Raw genomic sequence first — 26,284 nt, forward strand, 5'->3', positions numbered from 1 at the left:
CGGCACCGCCGACCTGCGTCGGTCGGCAACCGGCCCCCTCGAGCAGGCCGAGGACCTCGGCCGCAGCCTCGCCCGCACCCTCGTCGCCGATGGCGCGCCCGCCATCGCCGACCTGTCCGCCACCCACCCCACGACCGCTTCGGAGCATGCCCAGTGACCCCCCAGCGCACTGCCACCGCCGCCACCACCGCCGCTCGCCGGCCGGCCCGCCGTCGCCTTCGTCGCGCCGGACCGGGTGACGCGTCACTCATGACCGTCGCCGCCGTCGACCTGCTCGGGCGCGCGGACGCGGTGATCACCGACCAGCTGACCAACGAGGCGATCGTCGCCTCGATGACGACCGACGAGGTCGAGGTCGTCGACGCCAGCCACGGCGAACACGGTCAGCAGCTGACCCACGCCTCGCGCGCCAAGCTCGTCGTCAAGACGGCCAAGGCGCACAAGGGCGGGCTCGTCGTGCGACTCATGGACGGCGACCCGGCGACCTTCAACGGCCTCGCCGAGGAGGCGCAGGCCCTGGTCAAGGCGGGCATCGACTTCGACGTCGTGCCGGGCGTCTCCTCGGTGAGCGCGGTGCCGACCTACGCCGGCGTGCCCCTCACGGCGCGGGGGACCGGTGCTCTGCACGTCATCAGCCTGAGCGGTGCCAAGCGCGCCGACCTGTCGGCCTCGGTCTCCGACGACATCACCCTCGTGCTGCTCGGGCTGCCCGAGCACCTCGGGCCCGCCTTCGGCGAGCTCGTCGACGCCGGCCGCGCCGCCGACACCCCGGTCGCGCTGACCCGCGGCGGCACGACGACGCAGCAGGCCACCCGCCAGACGACGCTCGAGGAGGCCGCCGACGCGATGCACGACCTCGAGGAGCCGATCCTCGCGGTCATCGGCTCGACCGTCGCCATGCGCGAGGCCCTCTCGTGGTTCGAGACCAAGCCGCTCTACGGCTGGCGCGTGCTCATCCCGCGCACCAAGGACCAGGCCGGCCCGATGACCAAGCAGCTGCTCGGCCACGGCGCGACGAGCGAGGTCGTCCCGACGATCAGCGTCGAGCCGCCGCGCACCCCGCAGGCCGTGGAGCGGGCCGTCCGCGGCCTCGTCACCGGTCGCTACCAGTGGATCGGCTTCACCTCGGTCAACGCGGTCAAGGCGATCCGGGAGAAGTTCGAGGAGTTCGGCCTCGACGCCCGCGCCTTCTCCGGCCTCAAGATCGCCGCCGTCGGCGGCGTGACGGCCGACGCCCTGCGCGAGTGGGGCCTGGAGCCCGACCTCGTGCCGACCGGCGAGATGTCCGCCCGCGGCCTCCTCGAGGAGTGGCCTCCCTACGACGAGGTCCTCGACCCCATCGACCGCGTCTTCCTGCCCCGCGCCGACATCGCGACCGACACCCTCGTCGCCGGTCTGCAGGACATGGGCTGGCAGGTCGACGACGTCACCGCCTACCGCACGGTGCGCGCGACCCCGCCGCCGGCGCCGGTGCGCGACGCCATCAAGCAGGGCGCCTTCGACGCCGTCGTCTTCACCTCCTCCTCGACGGTGCGCAACCTCGTCGGCATCGCCGGCAAGCCGCACCCGTCGACGGTCATCGCCTGCATCGGGCCGGCCACGGCCAAGACCGCCGAGGAGGCCGGCCTGCAGGTCGACGTCCTCGCCCCCGAGGCCACCGGCGACAGCCTCGTCGAGGCCCTGGCCGAGCACGGCCGCGAGCTCGCCGCTGCGGCGGCCGAGTCCGGCGAGGAGCCCATGCGACCCAGCCAGCGGCGCAAGAAGTCCACCGCCCGGCGGAAGGCGAAGGGGTGACCGGGCCCGTCGTCCGGCCGCGACGACTGCGGGGGAGCGTCCCCCTTCGTCGTCTCGTGGCGCAGACCCGGGTGCACCCGGCCGACCTCGTCCTGCCGGTCTTCGTCCGCGAGGGCATCGACGCGCCGGTGGAGATCACCTCGATGCCGGGCGTCGTCCAGCACACCCTCGAGTCGCTCGTCGACGAGGCACGCGCCTGCGTCGAAGCGGGCATCGGCGGGATCATGCTCTTCGGCGTGCCGGAGGCCAAGGACGCCCGCGGTTCCGGCGCCGACGACCCGCAGGGGATCCTCAACATCGCCACCCGCGCCGTCGTCGATGCCGTCGGCGACCGGCTCGTCGTCATGACCGACCTGTGCCTCGACGAGTTCACCGACCACGGTCACTGCGGCGTGCTCACGACGACCCTCGACGGGCGCAGCGTCGTCGACAACGACGCGACCCTCGAGCGCTACGCCGACATGGCGCTCGCCCAGGCGGAGGCCGGCTCCCACGTCCTCGGCCTGTCCGGGATGATGGACGGCCAGGTCGCCCACGTCCGCGCCGCGCTCGATGCGGCCGGCCACACCGACACCCTCGTGCTGGCCTATGCGGCGAAGTACACCTCGGCGCTCTACGGACCCTTCCGCGAGGCGGTGCAGTCCTCGCTGAGCGGCGACCGCGCGACCTACCAGCAGGACCCGGCCAATGCGACCGAGGCGCTGCGCGAGATCGAGCTCGACCTCGCCGAGGGCGCCGACATCATCATGGTCAAGCCGGCGCAGCCGCACCTCGACGTCATCGCCGCGGCCGCCGAGGTCTCGCCGGTGCCCGTCGCGGCCTACCAGATCTCCGGCGAGTACGCGCAGATCGTCGCGGCCGCCGAGCGCGGCTGGATCGACCGCGATGCCGCCGTCATGGAGTCGGTGCTGCACATCAAGCGGGCCGGCGCCCAGATCGTCCTCACCTACTTCGCCCTCGAGCTCGCCGGGCGGCTGTGATGGACGAGGTCTGGCTCGACGACGACCAGCAGAAGCACTGGCGTGCCTACCTGCGCGGCTCGCGTCTGCTCGAGCGGGCGCTCGTCGACGACCTCGCGCCGCTCGGGATCCAGCTCACCGAGTACGAGCTGCTGTCGATGCTCTCGGAGTCGCCCGACCAGCGCACTCGCATGTCGCGCCTGGCCGACGACATCATCCAGTCGCGCTCGCGCGTGACGCACACCGCGGCCCGCCTCGAGAAGCGTGGCTGGGTCGAGCGGTGCCGGTCGACCGACGACGGTCGTGGCGTCGAGATCTCGCTGACCGACGCGGGGCGCGAGGCCCTCGAGAGCATCGCCGAGCAGCACGTCGCCTCGGTGCGCCGTCACCTCGTCGACGTCCTGACGCCCGAGCAGTTCGCCGCTCTCGGGGGCGCCATGGCCGCGCTGCGCGATCAGATGGCGCCGCAGCACCACGAGATCGGGCTCGACGACTGACCCTTCGAGACGGTTGCTGCGCAACCTCCTCAGGGAACGTGGGGTGGTGGCGCGCTACCTCGTCCGGGAGCGTGCGGGTGGGGTTTGGGAGACTGGGCGCATGACGTCCTCCACGACCGCATCCCAGGCACTCTTCGACCGCGCGCGCGAGGTGATCCCGGGTGGGGTCAACTCGCCGGTCCGGGCCTTCCGCGGCGTCGGCGGGGTGCCGCGCTTCATCGACCAGGCGAAGGGAGCCTGGCTCACCGACGTCGACGGCAACCGCTACGTCGACCTCATCTGCTCGTGGGGCCCGATGATCCTCGGTCACGCCCACCCCGACGTCCTCGACGCGGTGACGCAGGCGGCGGCCAAGGGCTTTTCCTTCGGCACCCCGAGCGAGAACGAGGTGGCCCTCGCCGAGGAGATCGTCGACCGGGTCGCCCCGCTGGAGCAGGTGCGGCTCGTCTCCTCGGGGACCGAGGCGACGATGTCCGCCCTTCGCCTGGCACGTGGTGCGACCGGACGATCGGTCGTCGTGAAGTTCGCCGGCTGCTACCACGGCCACGTGGACGCCCTTCTCGCACAGGCCGGTTCGGGCGTCGCGACCTTCGCCCTGCCCGACTCGGCAGGGGTTCCGGCCTCGGCCGCCGGTGAGACGGTCGTGCTGCCCTACAACGACCTCGGCGCCCTCGAGGAGCTCTTCGCGGTGCGCGGCGAGGAGATCGCGGCGGTCATCACCGAGGCATCCCCGGGCAACATGGGCGTCGTGCCGCCAGCGCCCGGCTTCACCGAGGCCCTGCGCAAGATCACCGCGACGCACGGTGCGCTGCTCATCAGCGACGAGGTGATGACCGGGTTCCGCGCGAGCCGCTCCGGCTGGTACGGCCTCGAGACGTCGGCGCAGGGCGCCCACCCCGGTGGCTACCCGAGCGGCGCCCCCGACCTCTTCACCTTCGGCAAGGTCATGGGCGGCGGCTTCCCGGCCGCGGCCTTCGGCGGCCGCGCCGACCTCATGGCGCGGCTCGCGCCCGACGGTCCCGTCTACCAGGCCGGCACCCTGTCGGGTAACCCCGTCGCGACCGCCGCCGGCCTGGCGACCCTGCGCGCGTGCACCGAGGAGCTCTACCCCCGGCTCGAGACGACGGCCCGCACCATCGCCGACGCCGCCTCCGCCGCCCTGTCCGCCGAAGGCGTCGCGCACACAGTCCAGTGGGCCGGCTCGATGTTCTCGATCTTCTTCCGCGACGAGCCGGTGCGCTCCTTCGCCGACGCGCAGGACCAGGACACGGCCGCCTACGGGCGCTTCTTCCACGCGATGCTCGAGGGCGGCGTGCACCTGCCGCCGAGCGCCTTCGAGGTGTGGTTCGTCTCCGATGCCCTCGACGCCGAGACCCTCGACACGATCCGCACCGCACTGCCCGCCGCTGCCAAGGCGGCCGCTGCCGGCTGACCCTTCGGGGTTGGGTGCCGGCCGGGAGATGGGCCCGGCGCTGGGGAAAAGTCCGGACCGGTCCGCGCGGGAACTCTCGCGGGTGCACAGTCCGGACTTTTCCTTGATTCGCGCCGGACCCATCTCCCGGCCTGCCCTGTCTCCGTCGCCGGACCCCACCTCCCGTCCCGGCGTCGTCTCCCCACGCTTCCTGAAGAAGGTCGCGCAGCGACCGCCTCGAAGGATTCCCTGCCAGGTGACATCAACGCCGTCGAGGCCTGCGTGCACGTGTGGCCGGGAAGCCCGCTGATGGCCCGGAAAACCTGACCGGGCCGAGAATCTGGAGATGACCGCGCAATTGCTCGGCCAGCTCCGTTGATCCCGGCTGACACGGGACGAGACGCGGGGAGGGGGCTGAGCGAATCAAGCCGAAGTCGAGCACGACAACCGGACCACGCGAGCACGAAGGACTTCGGCCCAGCGAAGCCCTCTTCCCGCGGCGCGTCCCCACCCGGCCAGCCACGGAAGGCTGGGTCAGGGGCTGGTGAGGTAGAGGGCGTAGGTGAGGGTGCGCCCTTCGCGCTCGACGTCGAGGAGGACCTCCTCGGTGGTGCCGAGGGGCTCCAGCGCTGCGCGGAGGTCGGGCTCGCGCTGGGCCGCCCAGATGGCGAGGGTGCCGCCGGGGCAGACCTGGTCGAGGGCGGCGCGCAGGGCGTCGGGGGAGTAGATGCGCTCGTTGCCCTCGTGGACGAGGAAGCTCGGGCCGTTGTCGACGTCGAGCAGCACGAGGTCCCACGGGCCGACGGGGGTCGCCTGCCCACGCAGGACCGGTGCGACGTCGCCGGCGTGGACGCTCACCCGGGGGTGTCTGGCCACGAGGCCGAGCGTCGGCGCGAGGCCGAGGCGGGCCCACTCGACGAGGTCGGTCTCGATCTCGACGACGTCGACGTGGCGCACGCGCTTGTCCTTGAGGACCTGCCACGTCGTGAAGCCCAGCCCGAGCCCGCCCACGAGCACCCGCTCGGGGGAGTCGGTGCGGGCGAGGGACTCGAGCGCGAGAGCCGCCTCGGTCGAGGTGTCGAGGCTGTCCATCGCGAAGACGCCGGCGACGACGAGCTCGTGGACGAGCGACCCGCTGCCGTCCGGGTGCGGACGCTCCCGCAGCGCGATCTCACCGCGCGGGGTCGTCGCGGACACGAGGGTCTGCGGGGGTGCGTCGTCCATGGGTCCACCTCTCGCTCAGGCCCGGAATTCCGGGACATTTCTGTTGTCTATTACGTGACGGTAACCGGGGCAACATCACACCGCGAGAGGCGTACCCGGGTGCGTGTCGGCGCTCACAAGGCGGTACCTTGAGCCCGTGGCTACTACGACCCTCCCCGCGAAGAAGAAGGGGGTGGCGTCCTCCTCCATCGGGCTGAAGTTCCTCATGGCGGGCACCGGCGTCATCTTCCTCCTGTACGTCCTGTTGCACATGTACGGCAACCTCAAGGCGCTGGCCGGGCAGGAGGCGTTCGACGAGTACGCCCACCACCTGCGCACCTTCGGTGAGCCGATGCTCCCGTACTCGGGTCTGCTGTGGGTCATTCGGGTCGTGCTGATCCTCGCGCTCGTCGGCCACGTCTACGCGGCGCTCAAGCTCATCGGTCGCAACAACGCCGCCCGGCCGGTCAAGTACCAGGTGAAGAAGAACCTGTCGTCGACCATGGCCTCGCGCACGATGCGCTGGGGCGGTCTGGCGCTCTTCATCTTCGTGATCTTCCACCTCATCCAGTTCACGATCGTCAAGCCGAACCTCTACGGGTCAGGCACGAGCGCGGAGGCGATCAAGGAGTCGCCCTACGTGATGATCAGCGCGGCCTTCGCGATGTGGTGGGTCCTGCTCATCTACGTCCTGGCGATGGTGGCACTGGGGATGCACCTCTACCACGGCGTCTACAGCGCGTCGCAGACGCTGGGCCTCAACGGCACCGCGGTCGCCCGTGCCCGCGCCCGTGCGATCGGGACGGTGCTCGCGGCGGTCATCGTCGTCGGCTTCCTGATCCCGCCGGTCTACATCTTCATCGACAGCCTCTGAGCAGGAGCAACGAACACATGACTGACACGCTCAGCGAGTACTTCACCGAGGGCGCCCCGATCGCGGACGCCAAGGCGCCCGACCAGCCCATCGAGACGATGTGGACCCAGCACAAGTTCGACAACGCGCTGGTCAACCCCGCCAACCGTCGCAAGCTCGACGTCATCATCGTCGGCACCGGCCTCGCGGGTGCCTCGGCCGCCGCGACGATGGGAGAGGCCGGCTACAACGTCAAGAGCTTCTTCTACCAGGACAGCGCCCGCCGCGCGCACTCGATCGCCGCGCAGGGTGGCATCAACGCCGCGAAGAACTACAACGACGACGGCGACTCGACCTACCGACTCTTCTACGACACGGTCAAGGGCGGTGACTACCGCAGCCGCGAGACCAACGTCTACCGACTGGCCGAGGTGAGCACCAACATCATCGACCAGTGCGTGGCGCAGGGTGTCCCCTTCGCCCGTGAGTACGGCGGTCTGCTCGACAACCGCTCCTTCGGTGGCGTCCAGGTCGCCCGCACCTTCTACGCCGCGGGCCAGACCGGCCAGCAGCTGCTCATCGGTGCCTACCAGGCCATGGAGCGCCAGGTCGCCAAGGGCACCGTCACGGAGTACAGCCGCCACGAGATGCTCGAGGTCGTCCTCGTCGAGGGCGTCGCCCGCGGCATCATCGCGCGCGACATGGTCACCGGCGAGATCGAGACCCACCTCGCCGACGTCGTCGTCCTCGCGACGGGTGGCTACGGCAACGTCTTCTTCCTCTCCACCAACGCGATGGGCTGCAACGTCACCGCCGCGTGGCGGGCCCACCGCAAGGGCGCCTACTTCGGCAACCCCTGCTACACGCAGATCCACCCGACCTGCATCCCGGTCTCCGGCGACCACCAGTCGAAGCTGACCCTGATGTCGGAGTCGCTGCGCAACGACGGTCGCATCTGGGTGCCCAAGAAGGCCGAGGACTGCGACAAGGACCCGCGCGAGATCCCCGAGGAGGACCGCGACTACTACCTCGAGCGGATCTACCCGGCCTTCGGCAACCTCGTGCCCCGGGACATCGCCTCCCGCCAGGCGAAGAACATGTGCGACGAGGGCCGCGGCGTCGGCCCGCTCGTCGACGAGGTCGACCAGGACGGCAACAAGCGCCAGATGCGCCGCGGTGTCTACCTCGACTTCGCCGCCGCCATCGAGCGCATGGGCCGCGAGACCGTCGAGGAGAAGTACGGCAACCTCTTCGACATGTACGCGCGGATCACGGGGGAGAACCCCTACGAGGTGCCGATGCGCATCTACCCCGCCGTGCACTACACGATGGGTGGCCTGTGGGTCGACTACGACCTGCAGACCTCGATCCCGGGCCTGTACGCGATCGGTGAGGCCAACTTCTCCGACCACGGCGCCAACCGCCTGGGCGCGTCGTCGCTCATGCAGTGCCTCGCCGACGGCTACTTCGTCCTGCCCAACACGGTGCGCAGCTACCTCGCCAAGGGCCCCTTCGACAAGATCTCCGAGGACCACCCGGCCGTCGTCGAGGCCAAGGCAGCGGTGACCGACCGGATCGAGAAGTTCCTCTCGATCAACGGTGAGCGCAGCGTCGACTCCTTCCACCGCGAGCTCGGCCGCATCATGTGGGAGTACTGCGGCATGGAGCGGACCGACGCCGGTCTGCGCAAGGCCATCGGCCTCATCCGTGACCTCAAGCAGGAGTTCTGGACCAACGTCCGGGTCCTGGGCGAGGCCGACACCCTCAACCAGAGCCTCGAGAAGGCCGGCCGCGTCGCCGACTTCCTCGAGCTCGGTGAGCTCATGTGCATCGACGCGCTGCACCGTCGCGAGTCCTGCGGCGGCCACTTCCGCGCCGAGTCGCAGACCGAGGACGGCGAGGCGCTGCGTCACGACGACGAGTTCGCCTACGTCGCCGCCTGGGAGTTCGGCGACGACGCACCCGTCCTGCACAAGGAAGACCTGAACTACAAGTTCATCGAGCTGAAGCAGCGGAGCTACAAGTGAGCATGGAACTGACCCTCAAGATCTGGCGCCAGGCCGGGCCCACGGCGAAGGGCGAACTCGTCACCTACCAGGTGAAGGACATCTCCCCGGACATGTCCTTCCTCGAGATGCTCGACGTCCTCAACGAGCAGCTCATCGCCGAGGGCACCGAGCCGGTGGCCTTCGACAGCGACTGCCGCGAGGGCATCTGCGGCATGTGCGGCCTGATGATCTCCGGCGAGGCCCACGGCCCCGAGCGGACGACCACCTGCCAGCTGCACATGCGCTCCTTCCGCAGCGGAGAGACCATCACCGTCGAGCCGTGGCGGGCCAACGCCTTCCCGGTCGTGCGTGACCTCGTCGTCGACCGCAGCGCCTTCGACCGGATCATCCAGTCTGGCGGCTACATCTCGGTCAACACGGGTGCCGCCCCCGAGGCGCACTCGGTGCCGGTCCCCAAGGACCACGCGGACCGGGCCTTCGACTCGGCCAAGTGCATCGGCTGCGGCGCCTGCGTCGCTGCCTGCCCCAATGCCTCGGGCATGCTCTTCCTCGGCGCCAAGGTCACCCACCTGGGTGAGCTGCCGCAGGGTCAGCCCGAGCGTGGTGGCCGTGTCGTCAAGATGCTCGAGACGCACGACCTCGAGGGCTTCGGCGGGTGCACCAACATCGGCGAGTGCGCCGCGGCGTGCCCCAAGGAGATCCCGCTCGACGTCATCAGCACGCTCAACTCCGACCTGCGCAAGGCGGCCCGCGGCGCTCTCTGAGCCGCGACCGCCGACGATGAGGGGATCGTTGGTTGTGAGCCTGTGTGACCACGCCCGACGGCGCCGGGCCAGCATCCTGCTGGCCGGCGCCGTCGCGCTGTCCCTGACCGGGTGCGACCTCGGAGGGGAGGGGGCCTCTCCTTCGTCGTCGAGCACGAGCCAGGTGCCGCTCGAGACGACCTCGACGACGGAGCCCAGCACCGCCACCACGACGGCGGCCGGCGCGACCCCGTCGGGGACGCGCCCGGCGACGCCCGGCCCGGAGACGCTCATCGACGCGATGCGCTCCTATGCGAGTGCGTCGTCCAGCGTCACGATCACCGGCACCCTGCACGACGCCGAGCGCGACCTGCAGATGAGCATCGTGTCCGAGGGGTCGACTGGTGGTGTCACGCAGCAGAATGCCGACGGCGGCAAGTCGCACAGCACGGTGACCCTTGAGGGCGGCGGCAAGCTCGAGAGCGTCGTCATCGGGATGGAGCACTACGTCAAGGTCGACAAGGCCTGGCTCGACACCCGGGGGGTGCGCCGGGCGAGCCCCATGCGCAAGCGGGTCGGCCAATGGGTGCAGATCCCGCGGGAGCGCTCCGCGGTCGAGATCTTCAAGCCCTATCGGCTGATCAAGAGCAGCTTCTTCGGCGAGGGGCTCACCCCCATCGACGCCCGCTACAGCCCGGCGAGCACGGTCGCCCTCGACGGGGAGTGGGTGCACCTCGTCCAGCTCAACCGGGTCAGCGGGAGCCAGGGCAGCAATGCCGGGCAACGGCAGGTCTACATGACGACCGGGTCGCCGACGAAGCTGCTCGAGATGACCTACGGCCGCTTCCCGGACCGCACGACGCTGAAGTTCAGCAAGTGGGGGTCGACCGACGAGGACTACACGCGACCCGCCGGGGCGAAGTCCGTCAAGGAGCTGGACGACGGCGACCTGTGAGGGTCACAGCCACCCGACGCGGGTGACGAGCAGGGCATAGCCGACGAAGGCGACGACGTCGATGACCCAGTGGGCGATGACCAAGGGCATGACCCGGCGCACCCGCAGGTAGACGGCGCCGAGCAGCAGGCCCATCGCGATGTTGCCGACGAAGCCACCCAGCCCCTGGTAGAGGTGGTAGCTGCCCCGGACGAGCGCGCTGACGACGACGATCGTCACGGGGCTCCAGCCGGCCTCACGCCACCGGGTGAAGAGGTAGCCGACCATGACGACCTCCTCGAGCACCGCGTTCTGACCCGCCGCGAGGACCAGGACCGGGATCGTCCACCAGGCCTGACCGAGGTCGGAGGCGGCGATCGTCGTGTTGAGGTCGAGGGCGCGGGCGAGCAGGTAGAGCCCGAGGCCGGGGATGCCGATGGTGGCGGCGAGGGCCATGCCCTGGAGGAGGTCACGTGCCGGGGCGCGCCCGTCGAGGCCGACGAGACGTGCGGGGTGCGGGTGCTGCCGAGCCAGCAGGTGCAGGGCCAGCGCGACCGGCACGAGGGCCAGGCCGATGCCGACGAGCTGGTGGGTCAGGTCGAGCCAGGGCTGGTCGGGGGTGACCGACTGGTTCATCGAGGTCACCTGCCCGGAGAGCCCCTCGTCGGCGGTGAGCTTGCGCAGCAGCGACAGTGCCGACCACAGCGCCGAGGCGCCGAGCGAGACACCCAGGACGAGGGCCGTCTCGGTGAGCGCCGTGCGGCGGGGGAGCAGGTCGGGGGCCGGGGCCATGGCCCCAGCGTAGGCGCGCGGTCCGTGGCGTCGTCGCCGGCGTGGACCGCGGGCACGGGAGGCGAAGGGGGAGCCGCGCTGGTCCCCCTTCGATCAGCCGGATCAGCCGAAGGCGACGTGACGGTAGTACGTCGGGATGCTCTCGTGGCGGGCGACGCGGACGGGGCGGTTCTCCGCGAAGAACTGGAAGGCAGCGACGCCGACCGAGACGAGGAGGACCGCCAGCGCGATGCCCACGAGGACGAGGGCGGCGGTGACGAAGCCGGAGATGGTGGCAATGCTCATGGTGTCCAATTCCCTTCTACATCTGTTGAAGACAGTTGAAAAACTACACCCGTAGAAGAGGCTCGTCAAGTCGGTCCCGGCGGGTCGCCGCGCCCGCTCGGCGTCGCCCGGCGAGCGGGTACCGTGAGCCGAATGAGCGTCAACGCCACGACGGAGCTCTCGCCCCGCATGCAGCTGATCCTCGAGTCGGCGACGCGAGTCGTCGCGGCCGGAGGGATGCGGGGGCTGACCCACCGGGCGGTCGACGCGGAGGCCGGTCTGCCGCAGGGGAGCACGTCGGGCTACCTGCGCACCCGGATGGCCCTGGTCACCGCTCTCACGGAGTTCATCGCAGCGGGCCTCATCGACAGCGTCGAGGAGCTGAGCCGCCAGCAGCAGGCGGGGGAGGACGACGCGACGCTCATCGACCACGCGCTCGACCTCTTCGCGTCGTGGCTGCGCGAGCCGGAGGCCTGGATGGCCAAGGCGGAGCTGACCCAGGAGGCCTCGCGCCAGCCGGAGATCGCGGCCGCCATGGCGCCCGCGCGCGACCGGGTCGACGGGATCGTCCGTCAGATCCTCACCCTCGCCGAGGTCCGTGATGTCGAGACGTCCGCCCAGGCGGTCATCGCCGCGATGGAGGGCGTGCTCACGGCGGCGCTCACCCGACCGGTGGACGAGCGTGAGCCCTTTGTCCGCGAGGTCGGCCGGCGGATCATCGAGGCCTTCGTGCCGGCCTGACTCCGGCCGGCCCGGGCGGTCGCGCGCCCGCGAGGTCGTGCGCGCGGGTCAGGTGGCCGGACGCGCTTGCCGGCGGCGGCGCAGGCGTCGCCACGCGGTGAGGACCCAGATGAGCATCGCCGCCAGGGCGATGAGCACGAGGATCACGAGCACCGGCACGAAGATCGCGACGAGCGCGATGCCGAAGGATGCCCCGTCCTCCGCGGTCGAGACGACCGGTGCGCCGATGCCGGCGGTGCCGGCGTTGATGACCGGCCGCGCCGCGGCCTTGCCGGAGTGGACCAGGCCGGCGACGACGATGCCGAGGACGACCCCGACCCACGCGTGCTCCTGCATCCACGTCGACTCGTCGAGGCTGCTCGCGCCCGCTGTCGCCGCGCCCATGAGCCCGCCCATGCCGGGGCGGATGAAGCTCTGGACCGCGTCGTTGATGCTGTCGATCGCCGGCACCTTGTCGAGGGTGACCTCGGTGAGCAGCAGGACGGCGCCGATGCCGATGGCCCACCACGACTCCATCCACTCGAAGCCCACGGGCAGGGTGAAGACGTCGGTGAAGCGCGCGAGGAGGGCGACGACGAGGAAGGGGATGTAGGCGTTGAGCCCGGCGGCGGCGCTCAGGCCCATCCCCGTGAGTGCGGCGATCATCGGCGACACCTCTCGCAGCGTGACGGTCACGCCCTTCGTCCTGCGCAGGCTAGCGCCGATGGCGGGCGCCGACGGGGAACCTAGGATGAGGCGCATGAAGGTTCTCTCCGCCGTCGCCTGGCCCTACGCCAACGGTCCCCGCCACCTCGGCCACGTCGCCGGCTTCGGGGTCCCCTCTGACGTCTTCAGCCGGTACATGCGCATGGCGGGGCACGACGTGCTCATGGTGAGCGGCTCCGACGAGCACGGCACGCCGATCCTCGTGCTCGCCGACAAGCAGGGCACGACCGCCCGCGAGCTCGTCGACGCGCACCACGCGACGATCGCCCACGAGCTCGCCGACCTCGGCTGCTCCTACGACCTCTACACGCGCACGACCGCGCGCAACCACTACCAGGTCGTCCAGGACCTCTTCGAGCAGTGCCGGGCCAACGGCTACTTCATCGAGCAGACCCAGCAGGTCGCGCTCGACGCCCGCACCGGCCGCACGCTGCCCGACCGCTACATCGAGGGCACCTGCCCGATCTGCGGTTACGAGGACGCCCGCGGCGACCAGTGCGACAACTGCGGCAACCAGCTCGAGCCGAGCGACCTCAAGGACCCCCGGAGCAAGATCGACGGGTCGACGCCGCAGTTCGGCGAGACGGAGCACTTCTTCCTCGACCTGCCGGCGCTCGCCGACGCGCTGCGCGAGTACCTCGAGGGTCGTGAGGCGACCGGCACGTGGCGGCCCAATGTCATCCGCTTCAGCCTCAACATCCTCGACGACATCCGGCCGCGCGCGATGACCCGTGACATCGACTGGGGCATCCCGCTGCCGGGCGAGCTGGCGACGAAGTACCCGACGAAGCGCTTCTACGTGTGGTTCGACGCCGTCATCGGCTACCTGTCGGCGTCGATCGAGTGGGCGCGCCGCCAGGGCGAGCCGGAGCGCTGGCGCGAGTGGTGGAACGACCCGGAGGCGCTGTCCTACTACTTCATGGGCAAGGACAACATCACCTTCCACAGCCAGATCTGGCCCGCGGAGCTGCTCGCGTACTCCGGCAAGGGCGCGAAGGGGGGCGAGCCCGGCCCGATGGGTGAGCTCAACCTCCCGACCGAGGTCGTCTCGAGCGAGTTCCTCACGATGCAGAGCCGGCAGTTCTCCTCCAGCCGCGGCCACGTCATCGGCGTGCGGCACGTCCTCGAGGCCTATGGCCCCGACCCGCTGCGCTACTTCATCTGCGCCGCGGGCCCGGAGAACCAGGATGCCGACTTCACCTGGCCGGACTTCGTCCAGCGCAACAACTCCGAGCTCGTCGCCGGCTGGGGCAACCTCGTCAACCGCACCGCCTCGATGGTCGCCAAGAACTTCGGCGAGATCCCGCAGCCGGGCGAGCTCGAGGACGTCGACCGGGCGGTGCTCGCGCGGGTCGCCGGGGCCTTCGCCGAGGTCGGCGGGCTGCTCGAGCGGCACCGGCAGAAGGCCGCGCTCGGCGAGGTCATGCGGGTCGTCGGCGATGTCAACAAGTACGTCACCGACACCGAGCCCTTCCGGCTCAAGGGCGAGGACCAGCGTGAGCGGCTGGCGACGGTGCTGCACACGCTCACCCAGTGCGTCAGCGACTGCAACCTGCTCCTCGCGCCCTTCCTCCCGCACGCGGCCAACCGGGTCGACGCGGTCCTCGGTGGCGACGGGCAGCTCGTCCCCATGCCGCACGTCGAGGACGTCGAGGACCTCGACGGTGGCCCCGGCTACCCCGTCATCACCGGCGACTACTCGGGCTTCCCGCGCTGGGAGCCCACGCCGGTGACGGTCGGCACGCCGATCGCCAAGCCGAGCCCGGTCTTCGTCAAGCTCGACCCCGAGGAGGTCGTCGCCACGGAGCGTGCGGCCATGTCGGGGGAGGGCTGATGGCGGATCGCGAGGGCGTCGCGCCGCACCCGGACCCGCTGCCGGTCGCGGTCGTCGACAACCACACGCACCTCGACATCCGTCGTCGTGACGTCGCCGATGCCATCGCTCCCGAAGGGGGCGAGCAGCGGTCCACGGACGACGTCGCCACGGCCCTGGCGAGCGCTGCTTCCGTGGGCGTGGACCGGGTGGTGCAGGTCGGCTGCGACCTCGAGAGCGCCCGCTTCACCGTCGACCAGGTCGACCGGCACCCGTCGATGCTCGGCGCAGTTGCCTTGCACCCCAACGAGATTCCCGCGCTGGCGGAAGCTGGAGAGCTCCAGTCCGCGTGGGACGAGATCGAGCGTCTGGCCGCGCACCCGCGGGTGCGGGCGATCGGCGAGAGCGGTCTGGACTACTTCCGCACCGGCCCCGAGGGCACGCGGTGCAGCAGGAGTCCTTCCGCTGGCACATCGACCTGGCCAAACGCACCGGCAAGGCGCTGCAGATCCACGACCGCGACAGCCACGACGACGTGCTGCGCATCCTCGCCGAGGAGGGCGCGCCGGAGACGACGGTGCTGCACTGCTTCAGCGGGGACCTCGCGATGGCGCGCGAGTGCGTCGAGCGCGGCTACCTGCTCTCCTTCGCCGGGACGCTCACCTTCAAGAGCGCCGGCGGGCTGCGCGAAGCGCTGGCCCACACGCCGATCGAGCAGGTGCTCGCCGAGACGGACGCGCCCTACCTGACCCCGACGCCCGAGCGCGGGCGGGCCAATGCCCCCTATCTGCTGCCGCACACGGTGCGCGTCATGGCCCGCACGCTGGGCGTCGACGTGCCGACGATGTGCGCCGCGATCTCGGCCAACAGCGAGCGCGTCTACGGCCCCTGGGCGTGACGCTCGTCGCGTGCCGTTATCAAAACTTGACCTTCGGTTGATGCGTCAGGCAAGGTAGTCCGCTGTTGGCCGGGGCCGGTTTCCCCTGATCTCTTTCGCTGACACAGGTGCCCGCCATCCCTTGGGTCCCCGTGTGCGGACCCACCGGTGCCCGGGAAGTTCAAACATCGGAGCACTGTGAGTTCACCTGCGATCCGCCGCATCACCCAGGCCGGCGTCGTCGGCGCCTTGGCCCTCGGCGTGTCTGGCGTCGTCGTCATGGACAAGTCCGTCGCCCTGTCGGTCGACGGCGAGAAGTCCACCGTCCACGCCTTCGGCGGCACCGTCGGTGACGTCCTGGAGAAGCAGGGCGTCGAGCTCGGCCCCCACGACGTCGTCACGCCGTCGGCCGAGAGCCCCGTGGACGACGGCCAGACCATCGTGGTGCGCTACGGCCGCAAGCTGACCGTCACGGTCGACGGCAAGGAGCGCGAGTACTGGACGACGGCCTCCACCGTCGGCGAGGCGCTCCAGCAGCTCGGGATTCGCAACGGCGACGGCGCCATCCTCAGCGCCTCGCGCAGCCAGACCATCGGCCGCAAGGGCCTCGACCTGCGCGTGAGCACCCCGAAGCAGGTCAAGCTCCTCGTCGGTGGCAAGCGCTCGACCGCGACCGTCACCGCGACGACCGTCGAGGACGCCCTGACCCAGGCCGAGGTCCGCTACGACGGCAACGACCTCATCAAGCCCGGCGCGAAGTCCCGCGTCACCGACGGCATGACGATCCGCCTCGACCGGGTCAACCGCACCGGAGACACCCGGACCGAGGTCATCCCCTACGAGACCGTGGTCAAGAAGGACAGCTCGCTCTACGAGGGGCAGACCAAGCTCCAGCAGGAGGGCCGCGCCGGCTCCCGCACGATCACCTACCGGGTGTCGAAGAAGAACGGCGAGGTCGTCTACTCGCGCCAGACGATGGTCAAGGTCACGGCGGAGCCCGTCGACCGCATCGTCCTGCAGGGCACCAAGGCCCGCCCGGCCCCCAAGCCGGCGCCGAAGCCCAAGGCGACCTCCACGCCGAAGCCGACGCCGACCGCGACGTCCACGCCGAAGCCCTCGACCCCGAGCCCCGAGCCGACGTCGACCCCGTCGAAGACCGCGAGCACCTCGGGTCTCGACCTCTCCCGCGCCGACACGTGGGATCGCATCGCCCAGTGCGAGTCGACCGGCAACTGGTCGATCAACACCGGCAACGGCTACTACGGCGGCCTGCAGTTCGACCTGCAGACCTGGCTCGGCGCCGGCGGCGGCGACTTCGCCTCCCGCCCCGACCTCGCCTCCCGCGAGCAGCAGATCACCGTGGCCAACCGCGTCTACGCCGACCGTGGCCTGCAGCCCTGGGGCTGCGCCCACGCGGCCTGACCGGAGCCACCCTCCGCGCGGCGCGAGCATCGCGCCTCGCCGGTCAGCCCCCGCCACCCACACCGGGTGCGGGGGCTCACCGCTGCCGTGGCGAGCGCGGCCCCCTTCGATGAATAGAGTCACTCCCATGACGAGCGAGCACCCCACACCGCACCCCGAGGGCGGCGCAGCCGGCCTGCTCGGGGCCGCCCGCATCCGCGAGCTCGCCGAGCGTCACGGCGTGCGACCGACGAAGCAGTGGGGTCAGAACTTCGTCGTCGACGCCAACACCGTGCGCCGCATCGTGCGCGCCGGCGAGGTCACCGCGCAGGACCACGTCGTCGAGATCGGGCCCGGCCTGGGATCGCTCACCCTCGCCCTGCTCGAGGCCGCCGGGCGGGTCACGGCCGTCGAGGTCGACCCGGTGCTCGCCGCCGCCCTGCCCGGGACCGTCGCCGAGGAGGCGCCGCATGCCGTGGAGCGCCTCGAGGTGGTCCACGCCGACGCCATGACGGTCACCGACCTGCCGGGGCCGCCCCCGACCGCGCTCGTGGCCAACCTGCCCTACAACATCTCGGTGCCGGTCGTCCTGCACTTCCTCGAGACCTTCCCGACCATCGAGCGGGTGCTCGTCATGGTCCAGCTCGAGGTCGCCGAGCGCCTCGCCGCGGGCCCGGGCAGCAAGACCTATGGCGTGCCGAGCGTCAAGGCCGCCTGGTGGACGGACGTCGCGCTCGCCGGCCGCGTCTCCCGCTCGATCTTCTGGCCGGTGCCCAATGTCGACTCCGGTCTCGTGCGTCTCGTGCGCCGCGACCCGCCGACGACGGCCGCGACCCGCGAGCAGGTCTTCGCCGTCGTCGATGCCGCCTTCGCCCAGCGACGCAAGACGCTGCGGGCCTCCCTTCGCTCCATCGCGGGGTCGGGCGAGGTGGCCGAGGCGGCTCTCCTGGCCGCCGGTGTCGACCCGCGCACCCGCGGCGAGCAGCTCGACGTCCTCGCCTTCGCGCGGATCACCGAGGAACTCATGGCTAGGGTGACGCCATGACCTCCGTCCTCGAGTCGCCCGCGCCCGTCACCGTGCGCGCCCCGGCGAAGGTCAACCTGGAGCTCTTCGTCGGGCCGCTGCGCGACGACGGCTACCACGCCCTCTCGACCGTCTACCAGGCCGTCGGCCTGCACGACGAGGTCACCGCCTCGCTCGCCGACGACTGGGGCTGCTCCGTCCGGGGTCGCGACGCCGACAAGGTGCCGACCGACGAGTCCAACCTCGCGCTGCGCGCTGCGCTGGCGCTGTCGGAGCACACGGGCGGTCAGGAGCCGGTGCACCTGTCGATCCACAAGGAGATCCCCGTCGCCGGCGGGATGGCCGGTGGCTCGGCCGACGCCGCCGCGGCCCTCGTCGCCTGCGATGCGCTGTGGGGCACCGCACTGGCGCGCGAGGAGCTCGAGGAGATCGCGGCCGGCATCGGCAGCGACGTGCCCTTCCTCCTCCACGGGGGCACCGCCGTGGGCTCCGGCCGCGGCGAGGTGGTCACGGCCGTGCTGGCGAAGGGGACGTACCACTGGGTCTTCGTGCCCTCCGCCGCGAGCGGCCTGTCGACGCCGATGGTCTACTCGGCCTTCGACCAGCGCACCGCGGGCTCCGCCCTTGACGACCCGACCCCGAGCGCCGCGCTGATGAGCGCGCTGCGGGCCGGTGACCCGAGTGCCCTCGCGCCCGTGCTCGACAACGACCTGCAGGCCGACGCGATCGCGCTGCAGCCGGCGATCGGCGAGGTCGTCGAGGCCGCGATGGGCTTCGGCGCGCTCGCGGCCATCGTCTCCGGCTCGGGCCCGACGGTCGCGATCCTCGCCGAGTCGGCGGAGGGTGCCATCGACCTCGCCGTCGCCCTGACGGCCTCCGGCGTCGCCGGTGACGTGCTGCGGGCCACCGGGCCCGTCCACGGCGCCCAGGTCCTGCCCACGGCGCGCACGACCTGATGGCCACACCCCTGCTGGGAGCGGAGTCGCTCCACCTCGAGTACCCCACGCGCGTCGTCTTCGACTCGGTCAGCCTCGGCATCGAGGAGGGCGACCGGATCGGCCTCGTCGGGCGCAACGGCGACGGCAAGTCGAGCCTGCTCGGCATGCTCGCCGGCACCATCGAGCCGCAGTCCGGCCGGATCACCGCCCGCCGCGCGGGGTGCGCTTCGGCGTCCTCGACCAGACCGACGACCTCGACCCGGCCGCGACCGTCGGCCACAGCATCGTCGGCGACCGGCCCGAGCACGAGTGGGCCGGCGACGCGCGCGTGCGCGACGTCATCGGCGGCCTCGTCGCCGACGTGCCGTGGGACGCGCTCGTCGGTGAGCTCTCCGGCGGTCAGCGCCGCCGGGTGGCGCTCGCCGCGCTCCTCGTCGGGGAGTGGGACCTCATCGCGCTCGACGAGCCGACCAACCACCTCGACGTCGAGGGCATCGCCTGGCTCGCGCAGCACCTCTCTGGACGCTGGCCGAAGGGGACGGGCGGCCTGCTCGTCATCACCCACGACCGGTGGTTCCTCGACGAGGTGTGCACCGAGACCTGGGAGGTGCACGACGGCATCGTCGAGCCCTTCGAGGGCGGCTACGCGGCCTACGTCCTGCAGCGGGTCGAGCGCGACCGCATCGCCGCCGCGACCGAGCAGAAGCGGCAGAACCTCATGCGCAAGGAGCTCGCCTGGCTGCGCCGTGGCGCGCCCGCCCGCACCTCGAAGCCGAAGTTCCGCATCGACGCGGCCAACCAGCTCATCGAGGACGTGCCGCCGGTGCGCAACCCGATCGAGCTGCAGCGGATGGCCGTCGCGCGCCTGGGCAAGGACGTCATCGACCTCGAGGACGCCGGCGTGACCTTCGGCGACCGGGTCGTCCTGCGCAACATCACCTGGCGGATCGCGCCCGGCGAGCGCACCGGCATCCTCGGCGCGAACGGCGCCGGCAAGTCGACCCTCCTCGGGCTCGTCGCCGGCACGATCGCGCCGACGAGCGGGCGGGTCAAGCGCGGCAAGACGGTGAAGTTCGGCTTCCTCGACCAGCAGTTCTCCCAGCTGGCGACGATCGGCGGTGACCGGGTGCGCGAGGTGCTCGCCCGGACGAAGACGACCTTCACGATCGAAGGCCGCGACCACACGCCGGCGCAGCTGCTCGAGCGGTTGGGCTTCGCGCGCGAGCACCTGTCGGCGCGCGTCGACGACCTCTCCGGCGGGCAGAAGCGGCGCCTGCAGCTGCTGCTCCTGCTGCTCGACGAGCCCAATGTCATCGCCCTCGACGAGCCGACCAACGACGTCGACTCCGACATGCTCGCGGCGATGGAGGACCTGCTCGACTCGTGGCCGGGCACGCTCATCGTCATCTCCCACGACCGCTACCTGCTCGAGCGGGTCACCGACCAGCAGTACGCGATCATCGACGGCCGGCTGCGGCACGTGCCCGGCGGCGTCGACGAGTACCTGCGGCTGCGCGCCGCGCAGGCCGGCACCACGGGTGCCCGTGACGCGGTGGCCCAGGCCACGGCGACCGCGGCGAAGGGGGCAGAGGGTCCCCCTTCGTCATCGGCGGAGCCGACCGTGGACCCGGCGACGCAGCGTGAGGCGCGCAAGGCGATGGCCCGGATCGAGAAGCAGCTGGCCAAGCTCGCGGCCCGTGAGGACAAGCTCCACCACGAGATGGCCGCGTCGGTGCACGACCACACCCGGCTGGCGGAGCTCAACTCCACGCTCGGGGAGCTCGCGGAGGAGAAGGAGATGCTCGAGCTCGAGTGGCTCGAGTGCGCCGGGCTCGTCGGCTGAGCCGGGCGAAGGGAGCGCCCGCTCAGGCCTCGAAGGGGGCGAGCAGGCGCTTGAGGGCGCGGGTGAGCGCGGCGCGCTCGTCGGCGGACATGTCGTCGAGGAGCTCGCCCTCGCGGGAGAGCAGGTCGGCCATCGCGGCGTCGACCGCCGCCTGGCCCCCCTTCGTCAGGCGCACGATGACGCCGCGGCGGTCGGTGGGTGAGGGGAGGCGCTCGACCCAGCCCTTCGAGGCGAGGCGGTCGATGCGGTTGGTCATCGTCCCCGAGGTCACGAGGGTCTCCTGGACCAGGCGGCCGGGGGAGAGCTGGTAGGGCTCGCCGGCGCGGCGCAGCGCGGAGAGCACGTCGAACTCCCAGCCCTCGAGCTCGTGCCGGGCGAAGGCGCTCGTGCGGTCGAGGTCGAGCAGCCGGGCCAGTCGGGAGACGCGTGAGAAGACGTGCAACGGCTCGACGTCGAGGTCGGGACGCTCGCGGCGCCAGGCCTCGACGATGGCGTCGACGTCGTCGGACGGGTCGTGGCGGCTGCTCATCCGTCAAGAATACCTGCGGTCATGAATCTTGATGTCGAGACATGTGGCCTGTCGTTGGTTAGGCTGCACGGACCCGACCGAGGAGGCACGCACACATGACGGTGACCTGGGACCCGACCCGATACGGCCAGTTCTCGAGCGAACGCTCCCGACCCTTCGTGGATCTCATGGCGCGCGTCGACGCGCGGGAGCCGGGGCTCGTCGTCGACCTCGGCTGCGGCAACGGCCCGCTGACCCTCTCTCTCGCCGAGCGGTGGCCGCAGGCCCGGGTCGTCGGGGTGGACAGCAGCGTCGAGATGCTCGACGCGGCGCGCGCCCTCGACACCGACGGGAGCGTCGAGTGGGTCGAGGCCGACCTCGCCGACTGGGACATCGCCAGCCTGGGCGCGGCGCCCGACGTCGTCGTGAGCAATGCTGCGCTGCAATGGGTTCCGCGTCACCTGCCGCTCATCGAGGGATGGGTCGAGGCGCTCGCCGCCGACGGCTGGTTCGCCCTGCAGGTGCCGGGCAACTACGACGCCCCGACGCACGCGCTCATGCGCGAGACGGCGGTCGACCACCCGCGCAGCGGCGAGCTCGAGGCCGCGAGCAAGCGCTTCGGCGCCGGCGACCCGGCGACCTACCTGCAGGTCCTCGCCGCCCACGGGCTCGCTGTCGACGCCTGGGAGACGACCTACACGCACGTGCTCGACCCAGCCGGCGAGAGCGACAACCCCGTGCTCGACTGGGTGAGTGGCACCGGGCTGCGCCCGATGCTCGAGGTGCTCGAGGACGAGGACGAGCGCTCGGCCTTCCTCGCCGCCTATGCCGACAAGCTCACCGCTGCCTACCCGCGCACGCCCGCCGGCGTGCTCCTGGCCTTCCGCCGGGTCTTCGCGGTGGGCCACAAGGCCGCACGACCCTAGGGTTTTGCAGGGTTGGGCGGGGCCAACTCCGCAAGACCCTAGGGTCCTGCAGGGTTGGCGGGCGGCTCGACGTGCGGGTCGAGACCGGACAGGCCGTGCCACGCGAGGTTGACCATGTGCGCCGCGACGACCTCCTTGGGCGGCTCGCGCGTCTCGAGCCACCACTGACCGGTGAGCGAGACGAGGCCGACGAGCATCTGGGCGTACATCGGTGCGTACCGGCTCTCGAGCTCGCGCTGCTCGAAGGCGTCGGAGAGCAGGTGCGCCACCTCGGCGGCGACGTCGGAGAGCAGTGACGCATAGGTGCCGGTCGGCGCCGAGCCGCTGACATCGCGCACGAGGATGCGGAAGCCGTCGGGCGAGTCCTCGATGTAGTCGAGCAGGGCGAGCGCGGCGCGCTCGATGGTCTCGCGGTCGCTGCCGCCGGCGGTCAGGGACGTGGTCACGGCATCGGTCAGCGCCCGCAGCTCGCGGTCGACCACGACGGCGTAAAGACCCTCCTTGCCGCCGAAGTGCTCGTAGACCACCGGCTTGGACACCCCGGCCGTCGCGGCCAGGTCCTCGACGGAGGTGCCGTCGACCCCCTTCGCCGCGAAGACCCGACGACCGACGTCGACGAGCTGCTCACGCCGGGCCGCCGCGGTCATGCGGGTGCGCCGGGGTGCCGGGTCGGGGCCGGTCTGGGGCTCGCTCATCCCGCCATTGTCCGTGACGAAGGGGGTGCAGGCGTCGACTACCCTGACCGGAGCCGCTTCGGCGGCGTTCCCCGGTTGGTCTGCCGGCAGGGCCCGCCTGACTTTGAATCAGGACTAGCGACGTAGGTTTCGAACTTCCTACCCCGGGGAGCCGCGTGACGTCACCCGACACGCCGACCCGTCGCGGTCCGGGGCCGTCGTCGTGGCCGGGAGGGTCAGCGCGTGGCGCCGGCGAGCTCGTCGGCGAGCACGAACTTGCGCGTCGCGTCGGTGAGCTGCTCGACGAGCGTGGTCAGCTCGCCCTCGCGGCGCTCCTCGAGCTGCAGGCCGTTGTCGCCGAACTCGGTGAAGAGGCTCAGCGAGACCTGCTGGCGCACGGCGTGCATCGAGAAGTTGGCGACGACGGTGCGCCAGTGCTCGACCGCGCGCACACCGTTGTCGGCGCCGTAGGAGACGAAGCCGACGGTCTTGCCCATCCACTCGGGGGCGAGGGAGTCGAAGGCGTTCTTGAAGGCACCGGGGATCGAGTGGTTGTACTCCGGCGTGACGAAGATGAAGCCGTCGTAGGAGTCGATGGCCTGGCCCCAGCGGACGACGCGCTCGTCGTCGTAGGCGCGGTTCGCCATGCCCGGCACGGTGGGGGAGGTGAGCAGCGGCAGGTCGAAGTCGGACAGCTCGACGACCTCGAAGGTCACGTCCTCGGTGCGCTCCGCGACGGACTTCACCCACTGGGCGACGGCGCTGGCAGCGCGACCCTGGCGGACGGACCCGACGATGATGCCGATCTTCATGCGTTCACTCCTGTGGTGGTGCGTGGTTGTTGATTCTTCAACCAACATAAACGAAGGGAGGCCGCCCGCGCATTCCCGCAGGCACGGACGAGCGCGCGCGGGCCGCGGGGGTCCGACACAATGACGCCGTGACCGCGCCCCACGACCTGTCTTCGCAGACCGGCCCACGCCCGACTGCCCGTGTCCTCAAGATCGTCGGGGCGCTCGTGCTCGTCGCCATGTTCGTCGCCGGCGTCGTCTCCTTCCTGCCGGGCGGGCTGGGCGGGCCCTCGGCCGCGGCGGCCCACCCGAGGTCGAGGGCAACATCGTCTGGGACAGCGAGGACCTGGCGGTCCAGCTCGGGCCCGACGGCTGGCTGACCCACCCTGCTGGCGGGGGCGACTACGCGGCGCGCAATGTCCGCACGGGCACGTCGTGGACGATCGGCGACCTCGCCTCGCAGATGTCCATCTCGCATGAGGGCGTCGTCGTGCAACCCGAGGGCACGAAGGTCCTCGTGCAGCGAGAGGGGTCGACCCGCACGGTGACCACGAAGGACATCGCCGACGAGCAGGGGGACGACGACCTGTGGCCGGGCGAGAACGTCGATCTCGTCGCCTTCGGCGAGGAGCACGTCGTCGTCGCGACCTGTCTGGCGCCGAGTCCCTCGCGCCTGCTCGACGAGGTCGAGGGCGGGCACGTGATCTTCGCGGGTCTCTCGCTCGAGGACGCGTCGATCGCCTGGGTGCGCGACGTGGGTGCGCGCTGCGGTGGTGACTTCTGGCACCCGGGCAAGCCCAAGACCCTCCCGGCGCAGCCCTATGTGCTCCTCGAGCCGAGCGAGGACCACCTCGTCGTCGTCGACGTGGCGACCGGCGAGACGGTGCTCAGCCGCTCCGGTCAGGCCCGCTACGAGATCGCGATCCACGGCGACCGCGTCCTCGTCGAGGAGGACGAAGGGGAGGTCGCGTGGCGATCGCTGCGCACCGGCAAGGAGATCACCCGGGTGCGCTGCGACGGCGCCCGCGTCGGCTCGACGGGTGACATCTCGCGGCAGGTCCCGCCGGAGGGCACGCCCTTCGTCGAGTGCGCGGACAGCGTGCGCGTCCTCGACGGTGATCGTGTGGTCGAGATCGACGCCCAGCCCCTGGGCCTGGGGGAGGGGCGGCTGCCGGAGGGTCGGGACGTGGCCGTGGGGCGCCATGTCATGCACCGCGAAGGGGAGGTCGTCACCGTGCGGGATGGGCTGGAGGACAAGGAGATCGGGCGGCTCGACGTGCCGGAGGACTTCGAGGTCGCCGGGTGGACGTCGCCGGGCCGGCTCCTCGTCTTCGCGAGCGTCGACACGGGCGGCGAGCGCCCGACCTCGGCCTACCGCGCCTTCGACGCGCGCACCGGCGAGCTCGTCCTGTCGACGAGCGGCGGCATGCGCACGGGCGCCGACGTCTCGCCCGACGGCGTGATCGTCGTCGAGTCCGACGACGAGGACCTCGAGGGCACCCGGCTGTGGGTCGCCGCGACGAAGGAGACCCCGTGAGCCGCACGCCGAGCAAGGTCGGCGACCTCACCCGGCTCGTCGCGGTCGTCGTGGCGGCGGCGGTGCTCCTCGGATTCGGGCTGGTCCTCTTCGGCCGTCTGGGCGGCGGAGGTTCCGTCGACGGGAAGGTCCGCTACTCGACCTCGGACCACGCCTACGGCATCCACCTGGGACCCCACGGGTGGTTCAGCTACACCGACGACGACGGTGACTGGGTGCAGCAGGCGACGACGGGTGACCGCTGGCGCAGCGAGGGCTTCTACGGCGACGGCGCCCTGACCTCGGACGGCACCTTCGTCAGCACGCTCGGTGGGGACGTGCGCATCGAGCGCGAGGGCCGTCAGCTCGAGGCGCGGGGTGCCGCCCTGCTCGTCGCCCACGGCGACAGGAGCCTGCGGCCCGGCGAGGAGGCGCAGCTCGTCGGGATGTCGACCCGGCACGCCGCCGTCGTCTCGTGCATGTCCCCCGGCGGCGAGGCCCGTCTCGGCGAGGAGGTCGACGGCGGGCGGCTCGTCGTCTCCGGTGTCGCCCTTGAGGACGCGAGCGTGACCTGGAGCCACGACACCGAGGTCGGCTGCGATGCCGACCTGGCCACGCTCTACCCCGAGGGTCTGCCGGAGCAGCGCTACGTGCTCCTCACCCCGGACGAGGAGACGACTCTGGCGCTCGACCTCGACACGGGCACGGTGGCGCGCACCTGGCGCGACGCCCCGCGTGGGCGGGTCATCGTGCGCGAGGACGTGGCGGTCTCCCGCGCGGGCGACGAGGTGAGGGCACTCTCTCTTCGCTCGGGGGACGAGGTGGCGCGCACGGCATGCCCCGGGGCGCGGCTCGACACCCCCGGTGACTGGGGCGGCCGGCTCGCCGCGGAGCCACCCCGCTCGTGCGGTGCGGCAGCAGAGTCCGGCTCCTCGACGGCGACCGCTTCGTCACCGTCGACGCCCCTCCGGTGGAGGAGTCGCAGCAGGTCGCCGACGGACGATCGGTCTGCACGACCGCTTCGAGATCTCGCGCGCCGGGGACACCCTGACCTTCAGGGATGCGCTC

General features: G+C 71.4%; 25 protein-coding genes, 1 tRNA gene and 2 pseudogenes. 21 read left to right on the plus strand and 7 right to left on the minus strand.

The genetic code is table 11. The annotated features are described in order from the left end of the window. Positions 1 to 249: 249 nt before the first annotated feature. From AC2W7J_RS03415 to hemL, 4 genes are all read left to right on the plus strand, one after another. Positions 250 to 1,794, plus strand: a complete 1,545-nt coding sequence (locus AC2W7J_RS03415) for a bifunctional uroporphyrinogen-III C-methyltransferase/uroporphyrinogen-III synthase (RefSeq protein ID WP_485981462.1) — start codon at positions 250 to 252, stop codon at positions 1,792 to 1,794. Continuing rightward, positions 1,791 to 2,774 carry a porphobilinogen synthase gene (gene hemB / locus AC2W7J_RS03420; protein WP_485981463.1) on the plus strand — a complete coding sequence of 328 codons (984 nt, stop codon included), beginning with the start codon at positions 1,791 to 1,793 and terminating at the stop codon, positions 2,772 to 2,774. The genes AC2W7J_RS03415 and hemB overlap by 4 nt, the downstream gene beginning before the upstream one ends. Then, positions 2,774 to 3,250, plus strand: coding sequence for a MarR family winged helix-turn-helix transcriptional regulator (locus tag AC2W7J_RS03425; RefSeq protein WP_255184261.1), 477 nt, complete (start codon positions 2,774 to 2,776; stop codon positions 3,248 to 3,250). The genes hemB and AC2W7J_RS03425 overlap by 1 nt, the downstream gene beginning before the upstream one ends. Before the next feature lie 100 nt (positions 3,251 to 3,350). Continuing rightward, a complete protein-coding gene (hemL, locus tag AC2W7J_RS03430) occupies positions 3,351 to 4,682 on the plus strand; it encodes a glutamate-1-semialdehyde 2,1-aminomutase (protein WP_485981464.1) in 1,332 nt (443 codons plus the stop codon). 513 nt (positions 4,683 to 5,195) lie between these two features. Here the strand turns inward: hemL and AC2W7J_RS03435 are convergent. Further along, complete coding sequence (locus tag AC2W7J_RS03435; RefSeq protein ID WP_255184259.1) at positions 5,196 to 5,885, minus strand: spermine/spermidine synthase domain-containing protein; 690 nt, start codon at positions 5,883 to 5,885, stop codon at positions 5,196 to 5,198. Between the two features lie 136 nt (positions 5,886 to 6,021). Here AC2W7J_RS03435 and AC2W7J_RS03440 point away from each other — a divergent pair, with 136 nt between their 5' ends. The 4 genes from AC2W7J_RS03440 to AC2W7J_RS03455 are packed head-to-tail and all read left to right on the plus strand — an operon-like array spanning position 6,022 to position 10,424. Next, on the plus strand, positions 6,022 to 6,738 hold the full coding sequence (locus AC2W7J_RS03440; protein ID WP_255184258.1) for a succinate dehydrogenase cytochrome b subunit: 717 nt from the start codon (positions 6,022 to 6,024) through the stop codon (positions 6,736 to 6,738). Positions 6,739 to 6,755: 17 nt separating this feature from the next. Further along, the gene (locus AC2W7J_RS03445) at positions 6,756 to 8,744 is read left to right on the plus strand and encodes a fumarate reductase/succinate dehydrogenase flavoprotein subunit (RefSeq protein WP_255184257.1); all 1,989 of its coding nucleotides are present in this window, start codon (positions 6,756 to 6,758) and stop codon (positions 8,742 to 8,744) included. 2 nt (positions 8,745 to 8,746) lie between these two features. Continuing rightward, positions 8,747 to 9,490: a succinate dehydrogenase/fumarate reductase iron-sulfur subunit gene (locus AC2W7J_RS03450; protein ID WP_255184256.1), complete on the plus strand. Its 744-nt coding sequence runs from the start codon at positions 8,747 to 8,749 to the stop codon at positions 9,488 to 9,490. 34 nt (positions 9,491 to 9,524) lie between these two features. After that, on the plus strand, positions 9,525 to 10,424 hold the full coding sequence (locus tag AC2W7J_RS03455) for a hypothetical protein (protein ID WP_421008684.1): 900 nt from the start codon (positions 9,525 to 9,527) through the stop codon (positions 10,422 to 10,424). A gap of 3 nt (positions 10,425 to 10,427) precedes the next feature. On the opposite strand, the gene AC2W7J_RS03460 is transcribed toward AC2W7J_RS03455, so the two are convergent. Together AC2W7J_RS03460 and AC2W7J_RS03465 are read right to left on the minus strand one after the other, a co-directional pair. Then, complete coding sequence (locus tag AC2W7J_RS03460) at positions 10,428 to 11,195, minus strand: CPBP family intramembrane glutamic endopeptidase (RefSeq protein WP_421008683.1); 768 nt, start codon at positions 11,193 to 11,195, stop codon at positions 10,428 to 10,430. 102 nt (positions 11,196 to 11,297) lie between these two features. Next, positions 11,298 to 11,480, minus strand: coding sequence for a hypothetical protein (locus AC2W7J_RS03465; RefSeq protein ID WP_255184253.1), 183 nt, complete (start codon positions 11,478 to 11,480; stop codon positions 11,298 to 11,300). 132 nt (positions 11,481 to 11,612) lie between these two features. Between AC2W7J_RS03465 and AC2W7J_RS03470 the strand changes: the two genes are divergently transcribed. Continuing rightward, positions 11,613 to 12,200 (plus strand): TetR/AcrR family transcriptional regulator, encoded by a 588-nt coding sequence (locus tag AC2W7J_RS03470; RefSeq protein WP_485981465.1) that lies wholly within the window; start codon positions 11,613 to 11,615, stop codon positions 12,198 to 12,200. Between the two features lie 48 nt (positions 12,201 to 12,248). Here AC2W7J_RS03470 and AC2W7J_RS03475 read toward each other — a convergent pair whose 3' ends face one another. After that, entirely contained in the window at positions 12,249 to 12,845 is a 597-nt protein-coding gene (locus tag AC2W7J_RS03475) for a DUF4126 domain-containing protein (RefSeq protein ID WP_427801407.1), read from the minus strand. Positions 12,846 to 12,939: 94 nt separating this feature from the next. Here AC2W7J_RS03475 and metG point away from each other — a divergent pair, with 94 nt between their 5' ends. From metG to AC2W7J_RS03510, 7 genes and pseudogenes are all read left to right on the plus strand, one after another. Continuing rightward, positions 12,940 to 14,739: a methionine--tRNA ligase gene (gene metG, locus AC2W7J_RS03480; protein WP_485981466.1), complete on the plus strand. Its 1,800-nt coding sequence runs from the start codon at positions 12,940 to 12,942 to the stop codon at positions 14,737 to 14,739. Beyond that, positions 14,739 to 15,616 (plus strand): annotated as a pseudogene (locus tag AC2W7J_RS03485) (TatD family hydrolase). Before metG ends, AC2W7J_RS03485 begins: the two are co-directional and overlap by 1 nt. 177 nt (positions 15,617 to 15,793) lie before the next feature. Beyond that, complete coding sequence (locus AC2W7J_RS03490; protein ID WP_485981467.1) at positions 15,794 to 17,017, plus strand: resuscitation-promoting factor; 1,224 nt, start codon at positions 15,794 to 15,796, stop codon at positions 17,015 to 17,017. Positions 17,018 to 17,144: 127 nt separating this feature from the next. Then, on the plus strand, positions 17,145 to 18,041 hold the full coding sequence (rsmA, locus tag AC2W7J_RS03495; RefSeq protein WP_485981468.1) for a 16S rRNA (adenine(1518)-N(6)/adenine(1519)-N(6))-dimethyltransferase RsmA: 897 nt from the start codon (positions 17,145 to 17,147) through the stop codon (positions 18,039 to 18,041). Further along, positions 18,038 to 18,976, plus strand: a complete 939-nt coding sequence (locus tag AC2W7J_RS03500) for a 4-(cytidine 5'-diphospho)-2-C-methyl-D-erythritol kinase (RefSeq protein ID WP_255184247.1) — start codon at positions 18,038 to 18,040, stop codon at positions 18,974 to 18,976. Before rsmA ends, AC2W7J_RS03500 begins: the two co-directional genes overlap by 4 nt. Then, a pseudogene (locus tag AC2W7J_RS03505) lies at positions 18,976 to 19,712 on the plus strand (ATP-binding cassette domain-containing protein); the annotation flags it as partial. The gene AC2W7J_RS03500 and the pseudogene AC2W7J_RS03505, both read left to right, overlap by 1 nt. 96 nt (positions 19,713 to 19,808) lie before the next feature. Further along, positions 19,809 to 20,801, plus strand: a complete 993-nt coding sequence (locus AC2W7J_RS03510) for an ATP-binding cassette domain-containing protein (protein ID WP_485981474.1) — start codon at positions 19,809 to 19,811, stop codon at positions 20,799 to 20,801. Positions 20,802 to 20,823: 22 nt separating this feature from the next. Here AC2W7J_RS03510 and AC2W7J_RS03515 read toward each other — a convergent pair whose 3' ends face one another. After that, entirely contained in the window at positions 20,824 to 21,330 is a 507-nt protein-coding gene (locus tag AC2W7J_RS03515) for a MarR family winged helix-turn-helix transcriptional regulator (protein ID WP_421008676.1), read from the minus strand. Positions 21,331 to 21,425: 95 nt separating this feature from the next. On the opposite strand from AC2W7J_RS03515, the gene AC2W7J_RS03520 reads away from it, so the two are divergent. Next, positions 21,426 to 22,235, plus strand: a complete 810-nt coding sequence (locus tag AC2W7J_RS03520) for a methyltransferase domain-containing protein (RefSeq protein WP_485981469.1) — start codon at positions 21,426 to 21,428, stop codon at positions 22,233 to 22,235. A gap of 38 nt (positions 22,236 to 22,273) precedes the next feature. Here AC2W7J_RS03520 and AC2W7J_RS03525 read toward each other — a convergent pair whose 3' ends face one another. After that, positions 22,274 to 22,930 carry a TetR/AcrR family transcriptional regulator gene (locus AC2W7J_RS03525; protein ID WP_485981470.1) on the minus strand — a complete coding sequence of 219 codons (657 nt, stop codon included), beginning with the start codon at positions 22,928 to 22,930 and terminating at the stop codon, positions 22,274 to 22,276. 68 nt (positions 22,931 to 22,998) lie between these two features. Here AC2W7J_RS03525 and AC2W7J_RS03530 point away from each other — a divergent pair. After that, positions 22,999 to 23,081 (plus strand) — tRNA-Gln (locus tag AC2W7J_RS03530). 64 nt (positions 23,082 to 23,145) lie between these two features. Here the strand turns inward: AC2W7J_RS03530 and AC2W7J_RS03535 are convergent. Next, positions 23,146 to 23,721 (minus strand): NADPH-dependent FMN reductase, encoded by a 576-nt coding sequence (locus AC2W7J_RS03535; RefSeq protein ID WP_255184243.1) that lies wholly within the window; start codon positions 23,719 to 23,721, stop codon positions 23,146 to 23,148. Positions 23,722 to 23,849: 128 nt separating this feature from the next. Here AC2W7J_RS03535 and AC2W7J_RS03540 point away from each other — a divergent pair, with 128 nt between their 5' ends. The 3 genes from AC2W7J_RS03540 to AC2W7J_RS03550 form a co-directional block, all read left to right on the plus strand. Then, a complete protein-coding gene (locus AC2W7J_RS03540; RefSeq protein WP_485981471.1) occupies positions 23,850 to 24,080 on the plus strand; it encodes a hypothetical protein in 231 nt (76 codons plus the stop codon). Positions 24,081 to 24,163: 83 nt separating this feature from the next. Next, complete coding sequence (locus AC2W7J_RS03545) at positions 24,164 to 25,237, plus strand: hypothetical protein (RefSeq protein ID WP_485981472.1); 1,074 nt, start codon at positions 24,164 to 24,166, stop codon at positions 25,235 to 25,237. Then, a partial coding sequence (locus AC2W7J_RS03550; RefSeq protein ID WP_485981473.1) for a hypothetical protein occupies positions 25,234 to 26,284 on the plus strand: 1,051 nt, incomplete at its 3' end. The genes AC2W7J_RS03545 and AC2W7J_RS03550, both read left to right, overlap by 4 nt.

Source organism: Janibacter sp. CFPM2_SD2 (assembly GCF_057364645.1).